26 protein-coding genes are annotated in these 26,383 nt (G+C 70.8%); 11 read left to right on the top strand and 15 right to left on the bottom strand.

Features of this window, described 5'->3' with window-relative positions; all coding sequences use genetic code 11:
* Positions 1-55 precede the first annotated feature (55 nt).
* Genes MWM08_RS13500 through ggt form a run of 4 tightly spaced genes read right to left on the bottom strand, consistent with a single transcriptional unit; the run spans position 56 to position 4,181 of the window.
* Positions 56-1,552: an amidase gene (locus MWM08_RS13500; RefSeq protein WP_244406954.1), complete on the bottom strand. Its 1,497-nt coding sequence runs from the start codon at positions 1,550-1,552 to the stop codon at positions 56-58.
* The gene (locus tag MWM08_RS13505; RefSeq protein ID WP_341482817.1) at positions 1,549-2,046 is read right to left on the bottom strand and encodes a macro domain-containing protein; all 498 of its coding nucleotides are present in this window, start codon (positions 2,044-2,046) and stop codon (positions 1,549-1,551) included. The genes MWM08_RS13500 and MWM08_RS13505 overlap by 4 nt, the downstream gene beginning before the upstream one ends.
* Positions 2,043-2,525: a DUF3592 domain-containing protein gene (locus MWM08_RS13510; protein WP_244406955.1), complete on the bottom strand. Its 483-nt coding sequence runs from the start codon at positions 2,523-2,525 to the stop codon at positions 2,043-2,045. The genes MWM08_RS13505 and MWM08_RS13510 overlap by 4 nt, the downstream gene beginning before the upstream one ends.
* Positions 2,526-2,576: 51 nt before the next feature.
* Positions 2,577-4,181: a gamma-glutamyltransferase gene (ggt, locus tag MWM08_RS13515; RefSeq protein WP_244406956.1), complete on the bottom strand. Its 1,605-nt coding sequence runs from the start codon at positions 4,179-4,181 to the stop codon at positions 2,577-2,579.
* A 96-nt stretch (positions 4,182-4,277) separates the two neighbouring features.
* Between ggt and MWM08_RS13520 the strand changes: the two genes are divergently transcribed.
* From MWM08_RS13520 to gpt, 4 genes are all read left to right on the top strand, one after another.
* Positions 4,278-5,366: an alpha/beta hydrolase fold domain-containing protein gene (locus MWM08_RS13520; RefSeq protein WP_244406957.1), complete on the top strand. Its 1,089-nt coding sequence runs from the start codon at positions 4,278-4,280 to the stop codon at positions 5,364-5,366.
* A 139-nt stretch (positions 5,367-5,505) separates the two neighbouring features.
* Positions 5,506-6,714, top strand: a complete 1,209-nt coding sequence (locus tag MWM08_RS13525) for a hypothetical protein (protein ID WP_244406958.1) — start codon at positions 5,506-5,508, stop codon at positions 6,712-6,714.
* Complete coding sequence (locus MWM08_RS13530) at positions 6,711-7,055, top strand: tRNA-binding protein (RefSeq protein ID WP_244406959.1); 345 nt, start codon at positions 6,711-6,713, stop codon at positions 7,053-7,055. The genes MWM08_RS13525 and MWM08_RS13530 overlap by 4 nt, the downstream gene beginning before the upstream one ends.
* Positions 7,055-7,534, top strand: a complete 480-nt coding sequence (gene gpt / locus MWM08_RS13535; protein WP_244406960.1) for a xanthine phosphoribosyltransferase — start codon at positions 7,055-7,057, stop codon at positions 7,532-7,534. Before MWM08_RS13530 ends, gpt begins: the two co-directional genes overlap by 1 nt.
* Positions 7,535-7,661: 127 nt before the next feature.
* Here gpt and MWM08_RS13540 read toward each other — a convergent pair whose 3' ends face one another.
* On the bottom strand, positions 7,662-8,960 hold the full coding sequence (locus MWM08_RS13540; RefSeq protein ID WP_244406961.1) for a hemolysin family protein: 1,299 nt from the start codon (positions 8,958-8,960) through the stop codon (positions 7,662-7,664).
* Between the two features lie 333 nt (positions 8,961-9,293).
* Here MWM08_RS13540 and MWM08_RS13545 point away from each other — a divergent pair, with 333 nt between their 5' ends.
* The 4 genes from MWM08_RS13545 to MWM08_RS13560 all read left to right on the top strand — a co-directional run bounded on the left by MWM08_RS13545 (position 9,294) and on the right by MWM08_RS13560 (position 11,642).
* Complete coding sequence (locus MWM08_RS13545; protein ID WP_244406962.1) at positions 9,294-9,623, top strand: hypothetical protein; 330 nt, start codon at positions 9,294-9,296, stop codon at positions 9,621-9,623.
* 71 nt (positions 9,624-9,694) lie between these two features.
* Positions 9,695-10,321, top strand: a complete 627-nt coding sequence (locus MWM08_RS13550) for a bifunctional 4-hydroxy-2-oxoglutarate aldolase/2-dehydro-3-deoxy-phosphogluconate aldolase (protein ID WP_244406963.1) — start codon at positions 9,695-9,697, stop codon at positions 10,319-10,321.
* A gap of 5 nt (positions 10,322-10,326) precedes the next feature.
* Positions 10,327-11,247 carry a sugar kinase gene (locus MWM08_RS13555; RefSeq protein ID WP_244406964.1) on the top strand — a complete coding sequence of 307 codons (921 nt, stop codon included), beginning with the start codon at positions 10,327-10,329 and terminating at the stop codon, positions 11,245-11,247.
* The gene (locus MWM08_RS13560) at positions 11,244-11,642 is read left to right on the top strand and encodes a hypothetical protein (RefSeq protein WP_244406965.1); all 399 of its coding nucleotides are present in this window, start codon (positions 11,244-11,246) and stop codon (positions 11,640-11,642) included. Before MWM08_RS13555 ends, MWM08_RS13560 begins: the two co-directional genes overlap by 4 nt.
* A gap of 89 nt (positions 11,643-11,731) precedes the next feature.
* On the opposite strand, the gene MWM08_RS13565 is transcribed toward MWM08_RS13560, so the two are convergent.
* The 10 genes from MWM08_RS13565 to MWM08_RS13610 all read right to left on the bottom strand — a co-directional run bounded on the left by MWM08_RS13565 (position 11,732) and on the right by MWM08_RS13610 (position 23,203).
* Entirely contained in the window at positions 11,732-12,193 is a 462-nt protein-coding gene (locus MWM08_RS13565) for a hypothetical protein (RefSeq protein ID WP_244406966.1), read from the bottom strand.
* A gap of 103 nt (positions 12,194-12,296) precedes the next feature.
* Positions 12,297-12,737, bottom strand: coding sequence for a GNAT family N-acetyltransferase (locus MWM08_RS13570; protein WP_244406967.1), 441 nt, complete (start codon positions 12,735-12,737; stop codon positions 12,297-12,299).
* The gene (locus MWM08_RS13575; protein ID WP_244406968.1) at positions 12,734-14,233 is read right to left on the bottom strand and encodes a M81 family metallopeptidase; all 1,500 of its coding nucleotides are present in this window, start codon (positions 14,231-14,233) and stop codon (positions 12,734-12,736) included. Before MWM08_RS13575 ends, MWM08_RS13570 begins: the two co-directional genes overlap by 4 nt.
* A gap of 119 nt (positions 14,234-14,352) precedes the next feature.
* A complete protein-coding gene (locus MWM08_RS13580) occupies positions 14,353-15,609 on the bottom strand; it encodes a Zn-dependent hydrolase (protein ID WP_244406969.1) in 1,257 nt (418 codons plus the stop codon).
* Positions 15,606-16,841 carry a Zn-dependent hydrolase gene (locus MWM08_RS13585; protein ID WP_244406970.1) on the bottom strand — a complete coding sequence of 412 codons (1,236 nt, stop codon included), beginning with the start codon at positions 16,839-16,841 and terminating at the stop codon, positions 15,606-15,608. The genes MWM08_RS13580 and MWM08_RS13585 overlap by 4 nt, the downstream gene beginning before the upstream one ends.
* The gene (locus MWM08_RS13590; protein ID WP_244406971.1) at positions 16,838-18,133 is read right to left on the bottom strand and encodes an ArgE/DapE family deacylase; all 1,296 of its coding nucleotides are present in this window, start codon (positions 18,131-18,133) and stop codon (positions 16,838-16,840) included. Before MWM08_RS13590 ends, MWM08_RS13585 begins: the two co-directional genes overlap by 4 nt.
* An 11-nt stretch (positions 18,134-18,144) precedes the next feature.
* Positions 18,145-19,755: an ABC transporter ATP-binding protein gene (locus MWM08_RS13595; protein ID WP_244406972.1), complete on the bottom strand. Its 1,611-nt coding sequence runs from the start codon at positions 19,753-19,755 to the stop codon at positions 18,145-18,147.
* The gene (locus MWM08_RS13600; RefSeq protein ID WP_244406973.1) at positions 19,752-20,597 is read right to left on the bottom strand and encodes an ABC transporter permease; all 846 of its coding nucleotides are present in this window, start codon (positions 20,595-20,597) and stop codon (positions 19,752-19,754) included. Before MWM08_RS13600 ends, MWM08_RS13595 begins: the two co-directional genes overlap by 4 nt.
* A 30-nt stretch (positions 20,598-20,627) precedes the next feature.
* Entirely contained in the window at positions 20,628-21,614 is a 987-nt protein-coding gene (locus tag MWM08_RS13605) for an ABC transporter permease (protein ID WP_244406974.1), read from the bottom strand.
* Positions 21,614-23,203: an ABC transporter substrate-binding protein gene (locus tag MWM08_RS13610; RefSeq protein ID WP_244406975.1), complete on the bottom strand. Its 1,590-nt coding sequence runs from the start codon at positions 23,201-23,203 to the stop codon at positions 21,614-21,616. The genes MWM08_RS13605 and MWM08_RS13610 overlap by 1 nt, the downstream gene beginning before the upstream one ends.
* Positions 23,204-23,320: 117 nt before the next feature.
* On the opposite strand from MWM08_RS13610, the gene MWM08_RS13615 reads away from it, so the two are divergent.
* The 3 genes from MWM08_RS13615 to MWM08_RS13625 are packed head-to-tail and all read left to right on the top strand — an operon-like array spanning position 23,321 to position 26,336.
* Positions 23,321-24,355, top strand: coding sequence for a histone deacetylase family protein (locus tag MWM08_RS13615; protein WP_244406976.1), 1,035 nt, complete (start codon positions 23,321-23,323; stop codon positions 24,353-24,355).
* Positions 24,352-25,341 carry a dipeptidase gene (locus tag MWM08_RS13620; protein ID WP_244406977.1) on the top strand — a complete coding sequence of 330 codons (990 nt, stop codon included), beginning with the start codon at positions 24,352-24,354 and terminating at the stop codon, positions 25,339-25,341. The genes MWM08_RS13615 and MWM08_RS13620 overlap by 4 nt, the downstream gene beginning before the upstream one ends.
* Positions 25,341-26,336, top strand: a complete 996-nt coding sequence (locus tag MWM08_RS13625; protein WP_244406978.1) for an OmpA family protein — start codon at positions 25,341-25,343, stop codon at positions 26,334-26,336. The genes MWM08_RS13620 and MWM08_RS13625 overlap by 1 nt, the downstream gene beginning before the upstream one ends.
* Positions 26,337-26,383 lie beyond the last annotated feature (47 nt).

A 26,383-nucleotide genomic window follows, 5' to 3' on the forward strand; every position in this document is an offset into this window, starting at 1 on the left:
GCGAACTCCCCCGGGCCCCCTCCTTCTTCTGGCGGCTGGAGACTGACGGCGAAACTTAGTCCCAACCCAGGGCGCCGGGCACTTCGCGGATTGGCGTCGCGGCGCGCAGCGCGGCCAGGTCCGGCACCGGGCGGCGCAGCGCGGCGTCCCCGACGAAGGCCGCCTCGATCGCCGCGGCTACGCGCAGCACCAGCGCATCGCCCCCACGCGGCCCGACGATCTGAAGGCCGAACGGCATCCCCAGCGCGTCCACGCCCATCGGCAGCGATATCGCCGGATGCCCGCACAGCGTCGGGTAGTAGGCGCAGGCGAGCCAATGGAAGTAGCTGCGCGTCTTCACCCCGTCGATCTCTGCCGGAAACAGTTCCTTCCAGGGGCGCGGCGACAGCGTGATGGCCGGGGTGATCAACACGTCGTGCCGCGCGAAGAAGTGCTGCCAGGCGCGATACATCCGCGTCTGCGCCTGCGCGGCATTGGCCGCGTCCTCGACCGTGTAGCGCAGCCCTTCCTCGACATTGGCGCGCACGTTCGGGCCGACATCCTGCGGGCGTTCGCGCACCTTCTGCGCATGCGCCGACAGGAAGGCGATGGCGCGCAGCACCTCGAAGGCCTCGTCGCCACCGCGGCAATCGGGGTCTGCTTCCTCGGCCGCGCCGAACAGCGGCGCGATGGCGCGGGAACGGATGGCGAAGGCCTCGCGGATGAGCTTCTCGACCGGCGCCTGGCCGAAATCGACGCTGATCGCGAGCCGCAGCGACGCCAGGTCGACCGGCGCCAGCGGATGGTATCGCGCGGGCACCCCGCGCACCGCCTCGCCCGGCAGCGTGTACGCCAACGGGTCCATCGCATCGTCCGACGCCATGGCCGACAGCAGCAGCGCCGTGTCCGGCACATTGCGCGCCATCGGCCCGAGCACCGGCAGCCCCGACCAGCCATGCCCGCGCTTCTCGCTCGGCACCAGTCCCGGCGAGGGCCGATACCCCACGATCCCGTTGAACGCCGCCGGATTGCGCAAGGAACCACCGGTATCCGAACCGGAGCAGATCGGCGCCATCCCGCAGGCCAGCGCCACACCCGACCCGCCGGACGACCCCGCCGCCGACTTCATCGGGTCGAACGGATTGCCCGTCACGCCATAGACGGCGTTGCGCGTATTCGCGCCCGCGCCGAATTCAGGCGTGTTGGTCTTGCCCATCACGACCGCGCCCGCGCGGCGCAGGTTCGCCACCATCCCGCAATCCGCCTCGGGCACGAAATCGGCGAAGATCGGGCTGCCATAGGTGGTGCGCAGGCCCTTGGTTTCCTCCAGGTCCTTGATGCCGACCGGCAGCCCGTGCAGCGGGCCGAGCGGACCGCCCGCCATCACCTGCGCTTCCGCCGCCTTCGCCGCGGCGCGCGCCGCTGGCTCGTCAATGGCGACCATCGCGTTGACCGCGTGGTTCACCTCCCCCACGCGCTTCAGGCAGGACTCCAGCAGTTCGACAGGCGAGAGCGCGCGGCGCCCGATCAGCGCGCGGGCTTCCAGGGCCGACAGATCGCAGGGTTCGGTCATGCGCCGAGTTCCTTTTCGTACAGATGGAGCGTGTGCTGGTCGAAGCAGGCGAAGGTGACGTCGATGTCGGCGCGACTTTCCTCCCGCACCGTCGCGACCGCAATCCGGGTTGCCTGGTCGGCGGGGTAGCCGAAGATGCCGGTCGAGATCGCCGGGAAGGCGATGGACCGTCCGCCGGCGTCCCGCAGCAGGCGCAAGCATTCGCGATAGCAGCCCGCCAGCAGCGCGGGCTCGCCCGCACCGCCGCCGCGCCACACCGGCCCCACCGCATGGATGACGAAGCGCGCCGGCAGCGCGAAGCCCGGCGTGATGCGCGCCTGTCCGGTCGGGCATGGCGCCACCACCGCGCAAGCCGCGGCCAGCGGCGCTGCGCCCGCCGTGCGGAAGATCGCGCCACAGACACCCCCGCCTACAAGCAGCGCCTCGTTCGCGGCGTTCACCACCGCATCCACCTCCAGCGTGGTGATGTCGGCGCGGATGGCGCGCAGCCTCACCGCCCGCGCGGCGCCGGTGGCGGGCGGTTCGTGACATGGCCGATCAGCAGGAAGATCACGCCCGCCACCGCCACGATCCCCGCCGCGATGAACCAGGCGCGCGCCTGATCGTTATGCCCGGGCAGCGCCGTGCTGAAGGACGGGTTCTCGGGGTCGTAGAACACCTGCACGCGGCCGAACTTCACGTCGCCCTCGGCGAAGACAGGCGCGCTGTGCGTGGTGTGGCCGTGATGCTCCCGCCCATCCACGCTGTAGCGCCAGCGCGCGGTGTAATAGGTGGAACTCGTGGGCAGGTGGTCATCCGACGTGGTCACCGTGGCGGCGCCGCCCAGTTCGACCTGCCCCGAGCGCCCGGGATCGATCACCCGCGCCTCGATTGGCCGCAGCCGATTTCGTAGGCGGCGCTCCTTCACGCGCGTGACGCTCGCATGCAGCAGCAACGCAATGGCGAGTCCGAAGGCGATGACGGCGGCGGTCATGGCAGGCCATCCCTCGATGCCCCGCCAGTCTGCCGCAGCGGCAACGCGCCGTCAGTAGCCCAGCGCGCAGCCATCCTTGCGCGGGTCCGAACCACCCACCAGGCAGCCCTTCTCGCGGTCGATGAAGATCGCCTGGCCACCGCCATGCGGCTTGTCCACCAGCACGCACTCGTGCCCCAGCCGGTTCAGACGGTCCACCACCTGGCCAGGGATGCCGGTCTCCACCTGCACCTTTCCGTCCTGCGGCATCAGCCGCGGATGGTCGATCGCTTCCTGTACATCCAGCCCGAATTCGAAGTGATTGCTCAGGAACAGCGTCTGCCCGGTCGGCTGGAAGCGCCCGCCCATCACGCCGTACGGCATGATCGCCTGGCCATCCTTCATCACCATGCCGGGGATGATGGTGTGCAGCGGCCGCTTGTTCGGCGCGATGCAGTTCGGGTGGCCTTCCTGAAGCCGGAAGCCGAAGCCGCGGTTCTGCAGCATGACGCCGGACGTCTCGGCCAGGATGCCGGTGCCGAAGCCCTCGAACAGCGAGTTGATGAACGAACAGGCGTTGCCGTCCTTGTCCACCACGCAGAGGTAGACGGTGTCCTTGTGCTTGGCGAAGTCGCTCTCGCCCGCCGGCGGCAGTTCCGGCATCGCCGCGTCATCGCGAATGAGGCCCGCCAGGCGCTTCAGGTAGTCCGCACCCAGCAGCCGCTCGACCGGCACATCCACCTGCGACGGGTCCGCCAGGAAGGCGTCGCGGTCGCGATAGACCAGCCGCGCCGCCTCGATGTGGCGGTGGAAGCGCTCGGCACTCCACGGCCCCTGCTCCGGGGTTTCGAGGTTGCCCAGGATGCCCAGGATCTGCAGTACATGCATGCCCACGCCATTGGGCGGGCACTGGAACACCTGCATGCCGCGCCAATCGATCGAGATCGGCTCGACGAACTCGGCGACATCGGCGCCGCGGTGGAAGTCTTCCTCCGTATGCAGCCCGCCCGCGGCGCGCAGCGTCGCCACGATGTCGGCCGCGACCTCGCCCTCGTAGAACGCTTTCTTGCCGCGCGCGGCGATGGCCTTCAGCGTGCGCGCCAGTTCCGGCTGTACGAAGCGCGTCCCCAGCTTCGGTGCCTCGCCATCGCGCAGGAAGCGCCGGGCCGAGGCCTCGTGCTTCATCAGCTTGCCCACGCTGCCGACCCAGTCCCACGCCACGCGCGGGGAGATCGCGAAGCCTTCCTCGGCATACCGGATCGCCGGCTGCAGGATGGCATCGAGGCCAAGCCGCCCATGCGTCCGGTTCAGCAGTTCCCAGGCGCTGATCGCCCCGGGCACCGTCACAGAATGGGCCGACGTATTGACCATCGCGGTCATCCCCGCCGCGCGCAGCGCCTCGGGCGTCGCACCCGCCGGCGCGCGCCCCGACCCGTTCAGCGCCACCACCTTCGACGACCCCGCCGGCACGTACAGGCAGAAGCAGTCGCCGCCGATCCCGGTCGAGGCCGGTTCGATCACGCATTGCACAGCGCAGGCGGCAATCGCGGCATCGAGCGCATTGCCCCCGGCGCGCAGGATATCGAGCGCGGCCAGCGTCGCCTGCGGCATCGAGGTCGCGGCCATGCCGTTCGCGCCATAGGCGGGGCTGCGGCCAGGCAAATGGAAATCACGCATTCCGGGATCCGTTTCCAAACTGGGGTTGGCGCCTCCATGCAACGGGACGGCCCGCTTGGAAAGCCCGGGGCGACGGGCGGCGCGCGCAATGCTGGAATGCAGCCGCCACTGCCGGGCCCCGCCATGATCCTCCACCGCCGCGTCGTCCTCTCCGCCGCCCTGGCTGCGCCGCCCCTGGCCGCGCCAACCCTGGCGCAGGCCCCAGCGCCCACCGAGGCCCCCCGGACGCTGCCCGCTCGCCTGCTCCCTGTCCCGCGCAGCGTCAGCGCGGAGCTGCAACACCGCATCGCCGCGCCCTATCCCGCCAACTGGGACCACATCCCGCCCGATACCGCCGGCTGGCGCGCCCTGCAGGCCGCTTCCGCCGCCGAGGTCGACCCGCTGCTCCCGGGCCTGATCGAAGCGCTCCGCATCACCGTCACCCCCACCACCATCGCCGGCGTGCCGGCCTTCGACATCGCCCCGCGCGACATGCGCCCGGACCGCCAGGGCCGCCTGCTGGTCCACCTGCATGGTGGCGGCTACGTGCTCTATCCGGGCCGCGCCGGCGCGGGGGAGGCCATGCTCATGGCCGGTTTTGCAGGCTTCCGCTGCCTGTCGGTCGACTACCGCATGCCGCCCGACCACCCCTTCCCGGCGGCGCTGGACGACGCCATCGCCGCGTGGCGCGCGGTGACCGCGCAGCACGACCCGCGCCGGCTCGGCCTGTTCGGCAGTTCCGCCGGCGGCGGCCTGCTGCTGGCCACCCTGCTGCGCGCGCGCGCCGAGGGCCTGCCGCCCCCCGCCGCCATCGCCCCCGGCACCCCGTGGTGCGACCTGGCCGGCGAGGGCGATTCGGTGAACGCCAACGCTTATGTCGACAACGTGCTGGTCAGCCGCACCGGCTGGCTCGGCGCCGCGGCCGCGCTCTATGCCGCCGGGCGCGACCTGCGCGACCCGCTGCTCTCGCCCGTCAACGGCGACCTGTCGGGCTTCCCGCCCGCCATCCTCACCTCCGGCACGCGTGACCTGCTGCTGTCGGACACGGTGCGCGCGCATCGCCGCCTGCGCCGCGCTGGCGTGGTCGCCGACCTCCAGGTCCTTGAAGGCCAGAGCCACGCCCAGTTCCTCGACCCGACGGTGCCCGAGGCGCGCGAGGCCTTCAACGAAATCGGCGACTTCCTGGCCCGCTACCTCGGCACCTGACCCCCCTCGCGCGATCGTGACTTCTGGTCTAAGGCCGCGCGATGCAGCAACCCGCAGGCATCACCGAACCAGGCCGCCGGGCCGCACCGCGCGGCGCCGAACACGCCCGCACGCATGGTGCGCTCCGTCGTCGGCCCGCATGAAGCCAACCGCCTCGGCCGAGTCCACGCCCTTCGCCATCGCCACCGCCACCGATGCCGCGATGGAGGAACTCGCGATCGGGCTGTGCCAATCCCTCGGCCCGGCCGCGCGCGAGCTCACCGTCATCGACATCGGCATGACACCGGCGGCCCGGCACTGGTTCGCCGGCCAGGGCGTGCGCGTGATCGTCCCGCCGGCCCCGGCGGTGGCGCCGCGGGCGCATGACCGCGCCTATTTCGCCGCCATGTATCTGCGCCCGCGCCTGCCACGCATGCTGGGCGCGGGCATGGTGCTGTGGATCGATGCCGATTGCTGGGTGCAGGACGGCGCGGCGATCGACGAATTCCGCCGCGCCGCGCTGGCCGCCCCCGCGGGCGTCGCCGCCTGCGCCATGATCGACCCCGACTACGATGCCTGCATCGCCAACCTGGTGGGCGACCAGGACTGGTATCGCGGCCTGTACCGCGAGCTGTTCGGTGAGCAGGTCGCGGCCTTCATGTACGGCCGCGCCGTGTTGTCCTCCGGCGTCTTCTGCGCGCGCGCCGACGCCCCCTTCTGGGCCGCCTGGGACGCCCATGTGCGGCACGTCTACGACGTGCTGCGCCCGGCCGGCGACCTCGGCCACATGGCCGAGCAATGCGCCTTCAACCGGGTGCTGCACGAAGCCGGCGGCTTCGCGCTGCTGCGCTCCGAGGATAACTTCCACTGCCACGGCGCCACGATGGAACGGCGCGGGTCGCGCGTGGTGGTCGAACGGTCCGGGCGCGCGCCACGCATCGTCCACCTGTCGGATTTCCGCGGCATGGAGCAACGCTACCGCGCCCAGGGCCTGCTGTTCGACCCGGCCGCCGCCCCTACCGCCGAGGCCACTTCCCCCTTCCAGGCCGCGCTGCTCGACGAAGTGGCGGCGCTGCGCGGCGCGCGGTCGCGCCTCGAGGCGCAGGTCGACACCCTGCAGGGCATGATGGCCGCGCGCGACGCCGCTCTCGCCGCGGCGCAGGCCGCCCGCGCGCAGCAGGATGCCGCGATGGCGGCGCTGCGGGTCGCGGATGCGGCGCAGCAGGCGGACCTCACGGCGCTGCGCGCCAGCCTGTCCTGGCGCGTCACCGCGCCGCTGCGCGTGCTGCGTGGCGCGATCGCCGCGACCGCCGGGCGATGGCCGCGGGCTTTGCCGCTGCTGCGAAATCGGCTTGCATGGCGCCGATGACCCAGCCGCCCGCCCCCTTCGAAGCCTTCGAGGCCCTCGACATCCGCGTCGGCACCGTGGTCGACGCCCAGCCCTTCCCCGAGGCGCGCAAGCCGTCGATCCGCCTCTGGGTGGATTTCGGCGGCAGCCTGGGCGTGAAGCGGTCCTCCGCGCAGGTCACGGTGCACTACGCGCCGGACCGGCTGATCGGCCGCCAGGTGATGGCGGTGGTGAACTTCGCCCCGCGCCGCATCGCGGGGTTCGAGAGCGAGGTTCTGGTGCTCGGCGTGCCGGACGAGAACGGCGCGGTGGTGTTGCTGAAGCCGGACCTGCGGGTGCCGGACGGGGGAAAGATGTTCTGATGGCGCAGAAGTACTACACGGTCACCTGGGACCAGCTGCACCGCGACAGCAAGGCGCTGGCCTGGCGGCTGCTGGAACGCGGGCCATACCGCGGGATCGTCGCCATCACCCGCGGCGGGCTGATCCCGGCCGCGATCATCGCGCGGGAACTCGACTGCCGGCTGATCGAGAGCGTGTCGATCGTTACCTACGACGAGGAAAAGCGCGGCGAACCGCGGGTGGCCAAGCCACCACTCGCCGCCGGCGACGGTGAGGGCTGGCTGATCCTCGACGACCTGGTGGATACCGGCACGACCGCGCGCGTGATCCGCGCCCTGCTGCCCAAGGCGCATTTCGCGACCGTCTACGCGAAGCCCGCCGGCAAGCCGACGGTCGACACCTTCATCACGGAAGTGTCGCAGGACACCTGGATCCTGTTCCCCTGGGATACCGAGCCGCAGTTCATCGCGCCCATCGCGAAGACGGCGGCCGGGCAGTAGCCATCCCGCCGATGGCATGGCGTCGCGCGTGGCCGGGCGGCGCCGCCCCCGGCCTTGCCACGGGCACGCCACGCAGCCGCGACACCACCCCTGCGCGCCGACAGGTCCGGCGACGCCGACGGCGGAATCAGGCCACGACCTCCTCGCGGCTCGCCAGCACCTTGTCGACGCGGCGCCCGTCCATGTCGACGATCTCGAAGCGCCAGCCGGCCCAGACGATCCGGTCGCCTTCCTTCGGCACGCGCTTCAGCAGCGCCAGCATCAACCCCGCTACAGTGTGGTAGGTCCCCGACCCCGGCAGTTCCGGCAAATCCAGCCGCGCGCGCAGCTCGTCGGAGGGCATCGACCCGTCCAGCAGCAGCGACCCGTCGTGCCGCTCCACCGCATCGCCGCCGGTCGCCACCTCCGCCGCGCCCAATTCGCCCACGATCGCCTCGAGCAGGTCCGACGCCGTGACCACCCCCTCGAAGGACCCGTATTCGTCCAGCACCAGCGCCATGCCCAGCGCATCCCCGCGCAGCCGCTCCAGCGCATCGAGCGCGGAGAGCGTATCGGGCAGCGCCAGCGGCTGCCGCAGCACCGCATCGAGCGCCATCGGCGCACCTTCCAGCATCTGGTCGAGCAGGTCCTTCGCCACCACCACGCCGACCACGTTGTCGACCCGCCCGTCCGCCACCACGAAGCGCGTCACGTCGCTGGCGCGCAGCCGCGCGGCGATGTCTGCCGCCGGGTCGGACCGGTCGAGCCAGGCCAGGTCGTTGCGCGGCGTCATCAGCGCGCGCACCGGCTTGTCGGCCAGGCGCAGCACGCGCTCGATCATGTGGCGTTCCTCGGATTCCAGTGCGCCAGCCTGCACGCCCTCGGCCACCACCGCCTTCACTTCCTCTTCCGTGACGGACTGCTCGCCGGGGCGTGCCGGGCCGAAGAATCGCAGCACGAAGGCCGACGACTTCCCCAGCACCCAGACCACCGGCCCCGAAACCCGTGCGAGCATCGCCAGCGGTCGCGAGACGATCACGGCGACGCGTTCCGGATTGCGCAGCGCAACCTGCTTCGGCACCAGTTCGCCCAGGATCAGGCTCAGATAGGTGATGGCGATGACCACCAGCGCGAAGGCGATCTCGAGGCCATAGGGCGCGACGCCCGGGATGGCGTTCAGCGCCTCGCCCAGCGTGCCCGACAGCCGCGCGCCGCCGAAGGCGCCGGCGAAGATGCCCACCAGCGTGATGCCCACCTGTACCGTCGGCAGGAAGCGCTGTGGGTCGTCGGCGAGCGCCAGCGCCGCCTCGGCCCCCAGGCTGCCCTGGCGCTGCATCGCCATCAGCCGTGACCGGCGGGAGGAGACAATGGCGAGTTCGCTCATCGCGAAGCCGCCATTGACCAGGACCAGCAGGAGAATGACGCCGACTTCAAGCAGGGTACCCATGCCACGCTGGATAAACCATCGCGCCCCTGCCGTAACCGATGAATGCCTCGGCTGTTGAGCGCGCCATCGGTGACTCACGGGACTGATGCATCTAAAGATTGCGTGATGTTGCCGGGGCGAGACGCGATATCCGGTGCCGTATCCTGCGATACAACGTCAGGAAGCGCCGATAAGCCTCGGACGCTACGAGACCTCTCCGTTTCGTTCCATGGCGCGATCAATGGGATGCAATTCACCTAATTTCGCGACGATTCCGTAAAAGCGAGACATTTTCCGCTCGCCTCCAGCGCGAAGATTCCCTAATAAGGCGTTAACACGCTCCGCCGAGGCCCCATGTCCGCTCCGCTCCCGCCGACACTGTCGCCCGCCCCGACCGAGGGTACGGCCCTGTCAGCAACGCAGGCCGCGGTCGCTCTCTTTCCGCAGCGCCCGGAAGATCGCCTCCGCCTCGCGCTGCGCCGCCTCGATGAAGCCGTCGCCGAGCAGTCGGACGCCACCGCCGGCCTCAAGGCCGCGATCGGCGACCTGTCGCGGACCATGGCGCGGCTGGGCACCAGCGTCACCGGCTACCGATCCGCGCTCGACACCACCGCCGCCGAGATCGAGCGTGCCCTCGCCGCCTCCCGCACGCTGCAGGCGACCGCCGGGCGCATGGCGGTCTGACCCGGCGCGGGGCCTTGCCCCCGCGCCACTTCATCGGCCAAGCATGGGCGGCCACGGAGGCCCTCCCCGCCATGCACCCGCTGATCCCACGCCTGCGCCAGGCCCGCATCATCCCGGTGGTACGCGCCAGCACCGCTGCGCGCGCCGCCACCGCCGTCGCCTGGCTCCAGGAGGCCGGCATCACGATCTTCGAGATCACCATGACGGTACCCGAGGCCCCAGCGCTCATCCGCGCCCTGGCCGCGGACCCGGCGCTGCTGGTCGGCGCCGGCACGGTGCCCGATGCCACAACGGCGCAGGCCTGCCTCGATGCCGGTGCGCGCTTCATCGTCGCCCCCTGGGTCGATCCGGCGTTGGCCGCGCCCTGCCGCGATGCCGGCGCCTGCCTGATGCTGGGCGCCCTGACCCCCACCGAGGTGCGCGCGGCGCTGCATGCGGGCGCCGACGTGGTGAAGATCTTCCCCGCCGGGTCGGCCGGCGGTCCCGCCCACATCAAGGCGCTGCGCGCCGTCTTCCCGGATGTGGCCTTCTGCCCGACTGGCGGCGTCGATGCCCGCAACGCGCCCGACTATCTGGTCGCGGGCGCGGCCTTCGTGGGCATCGGTGGCAAGCTGGTCGATGAATCGCTGATCGCCGCCGGCAACCGCCAGGCCATCCTGCAGGCGGCCGAGGACGCGCTCGGCATCATGCGCGCCTGACGCCGATGCCCGACCTGCTCTGCCTCGGCGAACCGATGCTGGAATTCAACCGCCAGCCAGCCGGGCCGGATGGCCGCGTGCTGTATCTGGAAGGCCATGGCGGGGACACCTCGAACGCCGCCATTGCCGCGGCGCGGTCGGGGGCTACCGTCGGATACATCACCGCCATCGGCACCGACGCGCCGGGCGACAGCTTCATGGCGCTGTGGGCCGCGGAAGGCGTCGACACCACCACCGTGCGCCGTGCCCCCGATGCGCCGACCGGCCTCTATGTCGTCACCCATGACGACCAGAGCCATCACTTCACCTTCTACCGCACGGGCAGTGCCGCCGCGCGCTACCGCCCCGCCGACCTGCCCGAGGACGCGATCCGCAGCGCCCGCATCCTCCACCTGTCGGGCATCAGCCAGGCGATCTCCGACACTGCCTGCGACGCCGCCTTCCGCGCCATCGAACTCGCGCGCGCGGCGCGCGTGGCGGTCTCCTACGACACCAACCTGCGGCTGCGCCTGTGGCCCGCGGCGCGTGCCGCAGCGGTCATCCACGCGGCGATCGGCATGGCCGACATCGCCCTGCCCTCGCTGGACGATGCGACGGCGCTCACCGGGCTGACCGACCCCGACGCCGTGGCCGACTTCTACCTGCGGCTGTGCCCGACCGTGCTGCTGAAATGCGGTGTCGCAGGCTGCCTGGTCGCGACGCGCGAGGCCCGCACCCGCATCCCTGCCCACCGTGTGCCCGCGGTCGACGCGACCGGCGCCGGGGACACCTTCGCCGGCGCGCTTCTGGCGCGGTTGCTGGCCGGCGACGACCCGCTCGATGCCGCGCGCTACGCCAATGCCGCCGCCGCCCTGTCCACCACCGGCTATGGCGCGGTCGCGCCGATCCCGCGCGAGGCCGCGGTGCGCGCGCTGCTGGCGGCATGAGGATCGCCGCGCTGGCCGTCGCCGCCCTGCTCGCCGGCGCCGCCGGTCCGGCGCCGGGCGAAGCCATCGTCACCTATTGCGGCGGCGGCGCCACGGGCGGCGGCGGCGGGCTGCAGCTCACGCCCGATGGCAGCGTCACGCGCTTGCGCCGCCCGCGCGCGGGTGCGCCGGTCGAGGAAACGCTGCTCGACGGCCGCAGCGCGCCCTACGCACGCATCGCGGCGATGCTGGAGGCCGCGGGCTTCGCGGGCCTGCCGCGCGGTGCCCCATCGAACATGACCTGCTCCATCGCCTGGCGCCGTCACGGCGCGTCGCACCAGGTGATGTGGGGCATCGGCCAGGCGCCGGCGGCGCTGCGCCCGGCGCTGGCCGAGATCGAGGCCGCCGGGCGCTGAAGCCTGCGGCCGCTTCCGGTCGCCCGGGCGCAGGGTAGCGTCCCCGGCCCGCCATGCCAGCGGGCATCGTCACACGGCCGGGACCGATGCTACCGCCCGACGCTGGCGTCGTAGATTTCCCGCACCGCCTTCTTCATCCCCTCGCGGATGAAGAATTCGCGCACCATCCCGCCGCCGACCGCGCGCGCCGTCGCCCCCGCCGCGGCGCTCACACCACGGGAGAAATACGCCGCATAGATGCCGTCCACGACCAGGCCCTTGGCGAACTCCACGTACATCTGCGCCGCTTCCTGCGCGAAGCTGGCGTCACGCATCACGATCTCGGGCATGTAGCGCGCGGCCATCGCGACCTCGGTCACCGCCTTGCCCTCGACGCTGATGGGCGAGATCTTGGAGACCGCCCATTCGCCCCAGCTCACCTCGCCATCCTTGTTGCCGTCGCGGTCGTCGAAGAAGGCGGTGACGATGGCGGCGTCATCGCCGATGAAGCCGATGGCGCCGATCGCACGCCCGTCGATGCCCGGCACGGTGACCCATTCGATGGTCTTCATGATGCGCGTTCCTTGTCCGCGAGTTGGTCGGCACCCATTGCCGCGGACGGCGCGTCGACGCGCTGATGCAGTTCAGGGCACGGCGTCGGACGCGGCAGGGCCGTCAGCCGCGGCCCGGCCATTCCAGCCCGTGGGTCGCCGTCGGGTCATCGATCGGCCTGAAACCGCAGCCCTCCCAGAACCGCGCCGCCGCGGCCGGCGCGCGCAGCCGCACCATGGCTGCGCCGGCGCCGCGCGCATGGTCCAGCGCGGCAGCCACCAGCGCGCGCCCGATCCCCCGGCCCCGCGCCGGCGGCCGCACGTAGAATCGCCGCATCCGCAGCGCCGGCGCCCAGGGATCACGCGTGACGCCGCCGATGCCCAGCAGCACGCCCGCTCCATCGCGCGCGGCGAACAGCGCTTCCTCCGGCATCGCGAAGCGCTGCGTCCCCGCCACCCATTCGCGCGCCAGCACGCCGAGCATGCCGAACCCCTCGGCCGCCGCAGCACCCGCGAGATCGTCGAGATCGGCCGGCAGGGCGCGGATGCGCGCGACCAGGGTCACCCGGTCCGCCGGTTATCACCCGGCCGCAACCGCAGCCCGGGCCGCAGATTGGTGAAGGGCAGCCCCGCCGGATCCGCCACGACCGGCCCCGGCGCCGTCACCACGATCACCTCCGACGCGATCGGCTGGAAATCCGCACGGAAATGCACCGAGGACTTCACCGCCACGATGCGTTGGTCCTTGGGTTCCACGCCGATGTGCCGGAACAGCGCCTGGTCATGCGCCTGCATCTTGCGCGTGACGATGATGGCCCGCACGCCCGGCGCCACCCGCACCAGCGCGCAGGGGCCGAGATTCGCCGGGTTCCCCGCGCCCATCGGCCCGGTCAGCGTGAAGCGTCCATCGCTCAGGCGTTCCACCACCGCGGTCACGCGCAGCGGCACGCCGTCGCTCTTGCCGCCGAGGTCGAGCGTGATGGTCGCGCCCTCCCCCGCCGCATGGCAGGCCGCGGCGGCCTCGGCGTCGTTCATCGGCGCCAGCACCGCGCCCTGCGCGTCCTGGCGGATCAGCTCCGCCAGCAGGCCCGTGGTGTCGCCATGCCCGCCGCCACCGGGGTTGTCCTGCGTGTCCGCCAGGATCACCGGTCCCTTGCCGGTGCCGGCCATGGCGCGCGCCACGCCCTCGGCCGCAGGCAGCACGCCGAGGGCGAATTCAGTCTCCTTCGACGCGACGAAGGCCGCCAGCGCATCGGCCGCCTGTGCCGCCTGGTCGGCCGTATCGGCGAAGGAGGCGATGGCCATGCCGCAGCCGGGGAAATCCGCGTAGGGAAAGCCGAAGCAGAAGCCCAGTTCCCACACACCTGGCGCCGCGCCGAGCCGCGCGCGTTCCGCCATCACATCCGCCATCGGCGAGACCATGGTGCATTGGCCCGGCAGCGGGGTCCAATAGTCGATCTCGCGGAAGACCTTCGCCGGGCGAACCCCCTCGCGGATCATCCGCAGCAGCAGCCGCGCGGCCTGCGCACCGGCCGGCTTCATGTCGACATGCGGATAGGTGCGAAACGGCACCAGCACATCCGCGTGCTGAACCATCGCCGCCGTCTTGTTGGCATGCGGGTCGAGGCTGGCGGCGATCGGCACGTCGGGGCCGACCACAGCGCGCACGCGCCGCAGCACCTCACCCTCGGCATCGTCGAAGCCGACCGCGACCATGGCGCCATGCAGGTCGAGGTAGACGCCATCGAGCGGCCCGTCCTCCAGCGCATCCGACAACGCGGCGACGAGAAGCGCTGCGATGCGTTCGAAGGCCTCGGCAGTGACCGGGCCCGCGGGGTTGGCGAAGCACCAGGCGAGCGGGGCGATGTCCACGCCGTCCTGCTCGGCCACCATGATGGCGCCGGCGGCGGGGCAGGAGGTCGGGCGCAGCGCGTCCAGCAGCGTGTCGCGCTTCTGCAGCGGCGGGAAGCCGCCGGGCTTGATGAAATCTCCCCATCCGGTGGGCAGGGGCGCGAAGGAATGGCTCTCGTGCAGGAAGCCGCCGATGGCGATGCGGGTCATGGATGCTCCTTCGGATGGGACCTTGGCGCGCAAGGCGGAGAGATCACAGGCGCGGGGTTCGATCCCCATCGTCGCGCGATCCGCCGTCGCCGTCATGGGTGCGCGATGCGCACGCGCCGTCAGCCTTTCGCGACGCCGGCGGTCGCGAGCACGGCATCCGCCAGCACGCGCATTCCCGCCTCGGCCCATTCCGGCGTGATGCTCTCGGCCTCGTTGTGGCTCAAGCCGCCGTGGCAGGGGCAGAAGATCATGGTGGTCGGCACCTGGCGCGCGACATAGACCGCGTCGTGGCCGATGCCGGTCGGCATGTCCATGTGCCGATAGCCCAGGCGCGCAGCAGCATCGCGCACGCGGCCAACCAGCGCCGGGTCGAAGGGCGTCATGGGCGAATACCAGAAATCGGCGACCTCGATCCGCACGCCGCGCGCCGCGGCAATGCCGGTGGCGCGTGCACGGATCTCCTCGGCCATCTGCGCCAGCAGCGCCGGGTCGTGGTGGCGCGTGTCGATGCTGAACCACACGCGCGACGGCGCGATGTTGCGGCTGTCGGGATAGACCGTCAGCCGCCCGACCGTCGCCCGCCCCGGATCGCCGGCGGGCGTGATGGAGGCCAGCGCAATCTCCTCGATCGCCGCGATCAGCGGGGCCGCCGCCATCAGCGCATCGCGCCGCCCGGCCATGGGGGAACCGCCATGCGCCTCCTCGCCCTCGATGGTCACCTCCAGCCAGTTCTGCGCCAGCGCATGGGTGACGACGCCGATCTCACACCCGGCATCCTCGAGGAGCTTCCCCTGTTCGATATGCAGTTCGACATACGCGCCGACATCGCGCAGCGCGGCGGGATCGGTCGCTCCCTGCCAGCCGATGCGCGCGAGTTCGGCCCCGAAGACCGCGCCCTCGCTGTCCTGCTTCGCCAGCACCTCGGCCTCGGTGAAGATGCCCATCGCCGCGCCACTGCCCATCATGGGGGGCGAGAAGCGGGCACCTTCCTCGTTGGTCCAGTTGATGAGCATGAGCGGCGCCTCGGTCTCAATGCCGGCCTCGTGCACCGCCCGCAGGATCTCCAGCCCCGCCAGAACGCCGAGCACCCCGTCGAACTTCCCACCCGTAGGCTGGGTGTCGAGGTGGCTGCCGAAGGCCACCGGCTTGCGGGACGGATCGCGCCCGGGCCGCGTCAGCGCCATGTTGCCCACGCGGTCCACGCACAGCGTCGCGCCCGTCGCTTCGGCCCAGCGTTGCAGCAGATGCCGCCCTTCGGAATCGAGGTCTGTCAGCGTCTGCCGGTTGCTCCCGCCCTTCGCGGTGCCGCCGATCCGCGCCATCTCCATCAGGCTGTCCCACAGCCGCTTGCCCGAGAGCGGAACATTGGTCGTCATGCAAGGCCTCCGGCCGCTTCGATCACCGCCGCGCCCATCGCCGCCAGGCCGGCTGCGCACCATGCGCGGGAGATGCTCTCGGACGGGTGGTGACTGACCCCGCCATGGCAGGGAATGAACATCAGCGCCGAGGGCACGACGATGCCGACATGCAGCGCATCCTGCGGGATCGGGCCGGGCATGTCGCGATGCTTCAACTGCGCGCCCTGCGCGCCGCGCCGCAGCGCGTCGAGCAGCGGGGCCGCGAAGGGCACGCGGGGATAGCCGCCGACACGGATGATCTGCACCTCCACGCCACGCCGGGTCGCGAGGTCGGCCATGGCAGCACGGAACGCAGCCTCCATGCGGGCATTCCCATCGGCGTCCGGGTGGCGGATATTCGCCGCAAGCCGCACCATCGCGGGGATGTTCCCGCGCGCATCCGGTGCGAGCGTGATGCGCGTAGCCGTCGCCATGCCGCCGGTCTCGATGGCGATGCGTTCCAGCGCCAGCACCAGCTCCGAGGCCGCCGCCAGCGCATCGCGCCGCCCGGCCATCGGGTAGCCGACATGACCGTCGGTGCCGGTGACGACGACGTCCCACTGCTCGACGCCGATGCAGTGGGTGACGATGCCGATCGGAATGCCCTCGCGCTCCAGGATCGGCCCCTGTTCGATATGTGCCTCGAAATACGCAGCGAAGTCACGCGCCCTGGCGGGGTCGGCATCGCCCGCCCAGCCGATCGCGGCGAGCGCGTCGGCGTAGGTGATCGACGCATCGAAATTGTCCGGCGCGGCGAGGACCTTCGCTTCGTCCAGCACGCCCATCGCACCGCCGCTCGCCGACATGGCCGGGCTGAAGCGCGAGCCTTCCTCGTTGGTCCAGTTCACCACGGTGATCGGCGCGCGCGTGCGCCGGCCGGCCTGGTGCAGCGCGCGAAGGATCTCAAGGCCGAGCAGCACACCATACGGACCATCGTACTTCCCGCCGGTCGGCACGCTGTCGAGGTGACTGCCCACCGCGACCGGGGCCGCCTTCGCATCGGTGCCGGCGTAGGTGCAGTACATGCTGCCCAGCCGATCCACCGTCACGGTGCAGCCCGCCGCCTGCGCCCAGTCGCGCAGCAGCGCGCGGGCCTGCCCATCCTCGGGCGAGAGCGCGAGACGCTTCACCCCGCCCTGCGGCGTGGCGCCGATGCGTGCCATCTCCTCGAGGCTGTTCCAGAGGCGGTCGGGATCGAAGGCGATGCTCATGCCGCCGCCTCCACGCCGCACCACTCGGCCATTGTCAACGCGATGGTGCGGGTGATGTCGTGCATGGAGTCCAACCCGACGCTCTCGTCGATGCCATGGATCTCCTGCGCATCGGGGCCGAAGCAGGCCACCGGCGTGTCCTGGTACAGCGCGAAGAAGCGCCCATCGGTCAGCCCCGTCGCGGGGTAGTCACGCAGGAAGCCACCGGAGACGTCGGCAAAATGCCGCTTCGCCATGGTCACGATCGGCGCGTTCATGTCGAAGACGCAGGGGTCGGCCATGAAGCCCTTGAATTCCAGCGCGACCGTCGCGCCCTTCAGCGCGGGATCCTGCGCGGCCTCGGCGACGATGCGTTCGATGTCGGCCTTCGTCTGCGCAGCGGTGTAGCCCATCATCACGCCGACCCGCATGCCGATGCGCGCGCGCGTGGGGACGCTGCTGTTCCACTCGCCTCCTTGAATCGTTCCAAAATTCACGTTCACCGGATGGTTCACGCCGCGGAAGGATGGGTGGATGCGCTCGGCGCGGTTCATCTCGGCCTGGTAATCCTCGAAGCGCGCCGCGATGGCATTCGCCGCCTTGATCGCATTCAGCCCCGCCTGCATGTCGCGCACATGGGCCGGGCGGCCGCTCACGGTCACCCAGGCCCAGACCACGCCGACCTCCGCCGAATACATGGCGGGCAAACCGGGTCCGGGTTCGGGGATGATGACCGCATCGGTGCGCGGCAGCGCCAGCATGGCGGCGAGCGCGCCATTGCCGGTGCATTCCTCCTCGATCACCGATTGCATCTGCACCTCGGCGGCGGGTTGCAGGCCGGCCAGGCGCAGCGCCTTGAAGGCCGCGACGTAACTCACGATGCCCGCCTTCATGTCGCCGGCGCCGCGGCCATACATGCGCCCGTCGCGGATGGCGGGCTCGTAGGGCGGGGTCAGCCACATGTCGGCCGCGCCCTCGGGCACCACATCGACATGCCCTTGCAGTGCAAGCGAACGCCCGCGGCGCTCGCGCGGCGTGAACACCGCCACGACATTGTCGCGCCCTTCATACCCCACGAGCGGCGGCGAAAAGCCCGGATGCGCGGCCAGGACCGCCGGGTCGGTCGGCACGCGCCGCGGCACGAGGCCGATCCCCTCGTAGATCCGCGCCATCTCGTTCAGCGCGGACTGCTCGTTACCCAGCGTGGAGGGGCAGCGCACCAGGCGCTCCAGCATGCGGACTGCGTCATCACGCAGGGCGTCCACCGCCTCCAGGATCGCGCGGCGCGCGCCGCGGTCGAGCGGTTCGGTCATCGGCGTACTCCTCAGGCGGCGATCACCGGTGGCGTCCAGGACCGCCCCGGGATGCTGTCCAGCAATTGCCGGGTATAGGCGTGCTGCGGATTGCCGAACACCTCGGCGGTCAGGCCCTGTTCCACGATCGCGCCGCGCTGCATCACAGCGATCCGGTCGCAGACCTGCGCCGCCACGCGCAGATCATGCGTGATGAACAGCATGGTCAGGCCCAGCCGGTCGCGGATATCCGCCAGCAAGGCCAGCACCTGCGCCTGCACGCTCACATCCAGCGCGCTGACCGGTTCATCCGCGATCAGCAGTTCCGGCTCCATCGCCAGCGCCCGCGCGATGCCGATGCGCTGGCGCTGCCCGCCGCTGAATTCATGCGGGTAGCGGTCCATCGCGCCCGGGTCGAGTTGCACGAGCGCAAGCAGTTCCCGTGCGCGCGCCTCGGCCATGCTGCGCGGCGTGCCGTGCGTGATCGGGCCTTCGGCGATGATCTCCCCGACGCGCCGGCGCGGGTTCAAAGATGCAAACGGATCCTGGAAGATCATCTGGATCTTGCGGCGATACGGCTTCCAGGCGCCCCGCGAGAGCGGCCGCAGGTCGGCCCCCTCGAAGATGATCTCGCCGCGCTCGGGTTCCACCAGTTTCACCACGCAGCGCGCCAGGGTGGACTTGCCCGATCCGGATTCGCCGACGAGGCCCAGCGTCTCCCCGCGCGTCAGCGTGAAGTCCGCATCGTGCACCGCGCGCACCACCGGCTTGGGTCCGAACCAGCCGCCGGCGCGTCGATAGGTCTTCTCTACGCCCTTCGTCACCAGCACCGGCGGCCCGGTATCCGGCGCGCGCGCGGCACCTGGCGCACCATGCGGCACGGCGGCGATCAGTGCGCGGGTATAGGGATGCTGCGGGCGGTTCAGCACGTCCTTCGCCGTGCCCTGCTCCACGATGCGGCCATGCTGCATGACGGCCACACGGTCGGCGATCTCGGCCACAACGCCGAAGTCGTGGGTGATGAACAACACGCCGGTGCCGCGGCGCGACTGGATCTCGCGGATCAGCCGAAGGATCTGCATCTGCGTCGTCACGTCCAGCGCCGTGGTCGGCTCGTCCGCGATCAGCAGGGAAGGTTCCAGCGCCAGCGCCATCGCGATCATCACGCGCTGCCGCTGCCCGCCGGAGAGCCTGAACGGATAGGACCGCGCCGTCGCCGCCGGGTCGGGCAGGTTCACCGCCGCCAGCAGTTCCGGCACGCGTCGTGCCGCATCGCGGCCCGCGCCATGCACGCGCATGGCTTCTGCGATCTGGTCCCCCACCCGCATCACTGGATTCAGCGCGGTCATGGGTTCCTGGAAGATCATCGCGAGCCGCGCCCCGCGAAGCCGGCGCATGGGTTCGGCACCCAGCGCCAGCAGGTCCTGCCCCTCGAACAGGATGCGCCCTGCCTTCACCGGCAACTGCTTGGGCAGCAGCCCCATCACGGCATTGGCGGTGATCGACTTGCCTGACCCGGATTCACCCACGACGCAGACGATCTCACCGGGATCGACGCGGAGCGTGATGTCCTCGACCGCATGCGCCCGGTCGCCGCCGGGCGGCAGCGCAACGGTGAGCCCCTCGACCGACAGCAGGGTCATGCCGGCCCTCCGCGCTGGCGCGCGAGGCGCGGGTTCAGCGCATCGGACAGCCCCTCCCCGACCAGGTTCAGCGCCAGCACGGTGAAGAAGATCGCCAGGCCCGGAAACACGCTCATCCACCAGGCCAGGCGGATGACGCTGCGCCCCGACCCGATCAGGAACCCCCAGGTCATCAGGTTCGGATCGCCCAGCCCCAGGAAGGACAACGCGGATTCCAGGAGGATCGCCGAGGCCACCATCAGCGACGCCAGCACCACGATCGGCGAGAGCGCATTCGGCAAGATGTCCGTCAGCACGATGGCGATGCGCGACTTGCCCAGCACCTCCGCGGCTTGGACGAATTCGCGCGAGCGCAGCGACAGGAACTCGGCCCGCACCACCCGCGCCACCGGCGGCCACGACACCACCGCGATGGCAAACACCACCGAGGAGATGGTGGGCGTGAAGATCGCCACCAGCAGGATGGCGAACACGAAGGACGGGATGGTCTGGAAGAACTCCGTGAAGCGCATCACCGCGTCATCCGCGAAACCACCGAGATACCCGGCGACAGCGCCGAGCGTGACACCGATCAGCAGCGCCGCCAGCGTCGACACCGCCCCCACCATCAGCGAAATCCGCGCCCCGTGCGCGATGCCCGCTGCGACGTCGCGGCCGAGGCTGTCGGACCCCAGCAGCATGCCTTCCTCGCCCGGCGGCACGAAAGGCGCTGTCGCCATGTCCCAGGGCGAACCCGGGTAGATCACCGGTGCCAGCGCGGCCATCAGGAAGACCAGCAGCAGGATCAGCAGCCCCACCACCGCGCCGCGATTGCGCCGGAAGCGTCGCCAGAAGTCAGACATGCGCGCAGCCCGCGCTCCGATGGCAGGCACTCATCCCTCGACCTCCACCCGCGGATCGACCACGGCGTAGAGCAAATCCGTCACCAGGTTGAACAGCACCACCATCACCGACGTGCAGAAGAACACCCCCAGCAGCACCGCATAGTCGCGCGCCAGCAGCGCATCGAAGGCGAGCCGCCCGATCCCCGGCCAGGCGAAGACCGTCTCGACCAGGATCGACCCGCCCACCAGCTGCCCCGCCTGGATGCCCGCGAAGGTGATCACCGGCAGCAGCGCGTTGCGCAGCACGTGGCGCCGCACCACCTGGCCTTCCGGCACGCCCTTCGCGCGCGCGGTCTTGACGAAATCCTGGTCGGCCACTTCCAGCATCGTGGCCCGCGTCAGCCGCGCATAGACCGCGAGGTAGAACAGCCCGAGTGTCGCCGCCGGCAGGATCAAATGCTTGCCCACATCCAGCACCGCGGCGATGCCGGTCAGATCCGCTCCCACGCTCGCCATGCCGAAGGACGGCAGCCATTCCAGCCAGACCGAGAAGAACAGCACCAGCATCAGCCCGACCCAGAACAGCGGCGTGGCATAGAAGGTCAGCGCGATCACGGTGATGACGGAATCCGCCCAGGTGCCGACGCGCCGCGCCGCCAGCGTGCCCAGCGTGACGCCCGCCGTCACGGCGAAGGCGAAGGCCACCCCGGTCAGCAGCAGCGTGGCCGGCAGGCGTTCGCTGATCAGCAGCCACACCGGCTGCTGCTGCCGGTGACTGAACCCCAGGTCCAGCGTCAGCACGCCCTTGAGGTAGATCCACAGCTGCACATGGAACGGCTTGTCGAGCCCGAACTGCTCGCGCAGCTGCTGCAGGAAGCGTTCATCCGCCGCGCCCGACTGCCCGGCGATCACACTCGCCGGGTCGCCGGGCGCGGCGTGGATCAGCAGGAAGTTGCACACCACGATCGCCAGGATGACGACCAGCGCCTTGGCCCCCCGCCGCAGCAGGAAGCCAGGCAGCTTGGAGGCTTCCATCAGCCGGCGATGAACACGTCGTCGAAGGACGTATGCACACCCAACCCCGTTGTGATCAGGTTGCGCACGCGCCGGTCGTTGATGGTCGGGAAGGCCAGTTCCATCAGCCAGATCTGCGGCACGTCCTCGACCAGGATGCGCTGCACCTCGCTGAAGGCACGCTGCCGGTCCGCGGCCGCCGCGGCGGTGCGCGCCGTCTGGAACAGCGCATCCACCTGCGGGTTGGCGTAGCCGCCGGTATTGGTGAAGGTCACGCGCTGGATGTTGGTGCTGACATAGGTGCGCTCGACCCCCAGCGTCGGGTCGCCGAACTGGTAGACGAAGTTGATCGTCGTCTCGTATTCCCAATTGCCCACGCGCCGCGCCCAGGACCCGGCATCGGTGGATTCGAGTTCCAGCGCCACGCCGATGTTGCGCATCGCCTGGCGCAGGTATTCCGACAGCCGCGACCAGATCTCGCCATAGGGCAGCACGATGTGCTTCAGCGTGAAGCGCACGCCCTGCGCATTGCGGGGGAAGCCCGCCTGGTCGAGGATGCGGTTCGCCTCCGCCACGTTGAAGGCGGCGATCTTGGCATTCGCGTCGTGGAAGCGCGTGGTGCTCGCGATTGGGTTGGTCGCGGCCTTGCCGACGCCGAACCACAGCCGGTTGACGATGAAGTTGCGGTCGATCGCCATCGACATCGCCCGCCGGACCCGCGCATCGTCGAGCGGCTTCACGCGATGGTTCAGTTCGATCCACGACAGCGGCGAGAAGTATTCCCAGCCATTGGTGTTCACTTCCAGGTTCGCCCGCTGGCGCAGCGCCGGGATGTCGAAGGGCTCGATGTCGCTGCCCTGCGTGACCAGCACCTGGCCGGTCTCGAGGGCGAGGCGCCGGCTCTGGCTGTCGGGGATGATGCGGTAGATCACGCTGTCCAGGTACGGCTGCCCGGGCTTCCAGTACTCCTCGAAGCGATCCAGCCGGATGAAGTTGCCGCGCTGCCATTCCGTGAACTTGAACGGCCCCGTCCCGACTGGCCGCTGCACCGCCGGCGCCGTGCGGTAGTCCTGCCCGTCGAACAGGTGCTTCGGCACGATCGCGCAGGCCGAGACGTCGAACATCAGCAGGAAGGGCTGGAAGGCCTGCTTCAGCGTGATGCGAACGGTATGCGGGTCGGTCGCCTCGCAGGTGTCGATCAGCGAGAAAATCGCCCGCGCGCGCGGCGCGAGTTCCATATGGAACTTGGTGATCGAGAACACAACGTCATCCGCCGTCATCGGCCGTCCGTCGTGGAACTTCACGTTTTCCTGCAGGCGGAACACGTATTCCTTGCCATCGGGGCTGATGGTCCAGGACTTCGCCAGCACCGGGATCGGTTCCAGCGTCGGCGAGAAGGTCATCAGCCCTTGGAACATCTTGGGTGCCGCAACCAGCGTCGGCCCCTGGTTGTTCACGCCGATCTGCAGCACCGGCGGTTCGGGCGACAGGATGGATTGCAGCGTCCCGCCACGGCGCGGCGCCACGCCCTGCGCCAGCGCGTCCGAGGCGCGCATCAGGACAGGGGCGGAAGCGGCGGCGGCCACGAAGCCACGGCGCGAGACGGCCATCGGTGAAGTCTCCCTTCTTTGTGGCAGGAGGCTAGCCGTCCGCGCCCACCGCATACAAGGTGCAGGCCGGCGTCGCACATGGACAGGCGCGCCACTGCTGCCTAGCCTCGCGCCACGATGAAGACCTTCGCGCATCCCGATCAGGCAGGGCACACGCCCTCGTTTTTCCTCCAGCGCGGCCGCGTGCGCCGCAACTTCGAAATCCCGGAACGCGCCGCGGCCCTCGAAGCCGCACTGCACCGCATGGGCCTTGCCCCCGCCACGCCCGGGCCGCTCGCACCTGGCGCGCTGGAGGCCGTGCATCGCGCAGACTACCTCGACTTCCTCGCCACCGCCGCGGCGGACTGGGCGAAGCTGCCTGAACCAGGGCCGGAGGTCGTCGCCAACATCCATCCAGCGCCCGAGATGGTCGCGCAAGGCGGGCGCAACAGCGCCAATATCCTCTCGCGCGCCGGCTGGTACACCGCCGATGCCGGCTGTCCGATCGGCCCCGGATCCTGGGACGCCATCCAGGGGGCTGCCGCCTGCGCCCTGGCCGCGGCGGCGGAAGCCGCGAAGGGCGACACCGCCTACGCGCTCTGCCGCCCACCTGGCCACCACGCCTATGCCGCGCGCGCCGGCGGCCATTGCTACGTGAACAACGCCGCACTCGCCGCGCAGCACCTGCGCGATGCGGGTGCGGCGCGCGTCGCCGTGCTGGACATCGACAGCCACCACGGCAACGGCACCCAGGGCATCTTCTGGGATCGCGGCGACGTGCTGACCATCTCGATCCACGGCGACCCGGACAACTACTACCCCTGGTTCGTCGGCCGCACGCATGAACGCGGCACCGGTGCGGGCGACGGGCGCAACATGAACATGCCCCTGCCCTTCGGCACGCCCGACGAAGGCTGGCTCGATGCGCTGCGCTATGCGCTGGCGCCGATCCGCGACTTCAAGGCGGATGCGCTGGTGGTCGCACTCGGCTTCGATGCATCGAAGGACGAACCGCTCGGCGCGCTCGCGGTCACCGAGGACGGCTTCGCCCGCGCCGGGCAGATGATCGGCGCGCTGAACCTCCCCACCGCGATCACGCAGGAAGGCGGCTACAACGTGGACCTCATCGGCACGCTGCTCGAACGCTTCCTGAACGGGTGGACCGCGGCATGACCCTGCTGACCCTCGACACCCATATCGACATCCGCTGGCCCGACCCGCCCGACGCCACGACCGAGACCGACCGCCGCGTCGACTTCCCCAAGATGGCGCGCGGCGGGCTGAACGCCGCGGTCTTCATCGCCTATACCCCGCAGACGAAGCGCGACGAGGCGAACCTCACCGCCGCCGCCGCCCGCGCCGAGGCCATGCTGCGCCACATCCGCACCCGCGCCGATGGCACGACGCGTCGCTTTTGCGCCACCGCCACGGAACTCGAAGCCGCGCACGCGGCCGGCGCGCTGTGCGTGCTGTCCGCGGTCGAGAACGGCAATGCGCTGGCCCGCGACCTTTCGCGCCTGAAGCTGTGGCGCGACCTCGGCGCGATCTACCTGACCCTCACGCATGACGGTCACAACGACCTGGCCGATGCCGCCCGCCCGAAGCCCGACCTCGGCGACGCGCCGGAGGAACATGGCGGCCTGTCGCCGCTCGGCCGCGACGCCATTGCCGAGATGAACCGCATCGGCCTGCTGGTCGATGTCTCGCACAGCGCGAAGTCCACCATGATGCAGTCCGCCGAACTCTCGCGCGCGCCGATCGCGGCCACGCATTCCTGCTGCCGCGCGCTCTGCGACCATCCGCGCAACCTGGATGACGAACAGCTCGACATGCTGCGCGCCACCGGCGGACTGGTGCAGATCACCGCGCTCGATGCCTTCCTGCGCCCTGCCCCGCCGGGCGGAAAGTCGCCCGCCACGGTGAAGGACATGGTCGACCACGTGGACTATGCCGTGAACCGCATCGGCATCGACCATGTCGGCCTGTCCTCCGACTTCGACGGCGGCGGCGGCATCCCCGGCTGGAAGGATGCCTCCGAGACCGCCAACCTCACCGCCGAACTCGCCGCCCGCGGCTATGGCCCGCGCGAGATCGACCTGCTGTGGTCCGGCAATTTTCGCCGCCTGATGCGTCGCGTCGAACGCACCGCGAGCGCGTGATGCCAATTCACCGCCTGGTTCTTGCGGCCGCGCTCCTGCTGATCGTGCCGCCCGCGCAGGCGCAGCAGCGCCCTGCACCACCGCCCGCCGACATCGCCGGCGCGGCCGACCATCCGCTGGTGGGCCGCTACGACGGTGCCGTGCAGCGCCTGCGCGAACAGGTCGCCTTCGGCGAGATGCGCATCGTCACCGCCCCCATCCCGCCGGGCGGCCGCCCGCCCGGATCGCCCCGCGCGACCGAGGCGAACAGCACCGCCGTCGCCGGGCGCCTGACGCGCTTGCGCTACGAAGGTCCCGACGGGCGCTCTCCGCTGGAAGTGGTCCGCAACTGGCAGCAGCGCATGGAACAGGGCGGCTTCCGCACGGTCTTTTCCTGCGAGGCAAGAAGCTGCGGCGGCAATGCCGTCGACCTCTGGGCCGCAGTGACGGAGGCGCGGCCGGGCAATGCGGGCATCGCCTCGAACCACGGCAGCGTTGTCTACGCTGTGTTGCGCCTTGAACGCCCGGCGGGCGATGTCTGGGTCTCGCTGCTCTCGGTCACCGGCCCGCGCGACCGCCCGCAGACGCTGATCGACGTCGCCGAGACGCGGCCGATGGAGACCGGCCGCATCGTCTTCATCGACGCCGCCGCCATGGACCGCGCCATCGCCGCCACCGGCCGCGTCGCGCTGTATGGCATTTCCTTCGACACCGACCGCGCCGACCCGCGCCCGGACTCCCGCCCAACCATCGAGGAGATCGCGAAATACCTGCGCGCCAATCCTGGGATCAGCGTCGTCGTCACCGGCCATACCGACAGCCAGGGCGCCTTCGACCACAATGTGGACCTGTCACGCCGCCGCGCCGCGGCGGTGGTGGCGGCGCTCACGCGCGACTTCGCCATCCCCGCCGCCCGCCTGACGGCCTTCGGTGCCGGCATGGCCGCACCGGTCGCCGCCAATGACAACGACCAGGGCCGCGCGCAGAACCGCCGGGTGGAAATCGTCCGGCGCTGACCATCGCATAAGTTGATTTCTGGCCAGCGCCGCGCCACCCTGGCGCG

This window comes from Roseomonas fluvialis, assembly GCF_022846615.1.
GTDB lineage: Bacteria > Pseudomonadota > Alphaproteobacteria > Acetobacterales > Acetobacteraceae > Neoroseomonas > Neoroseomonas fluvialis.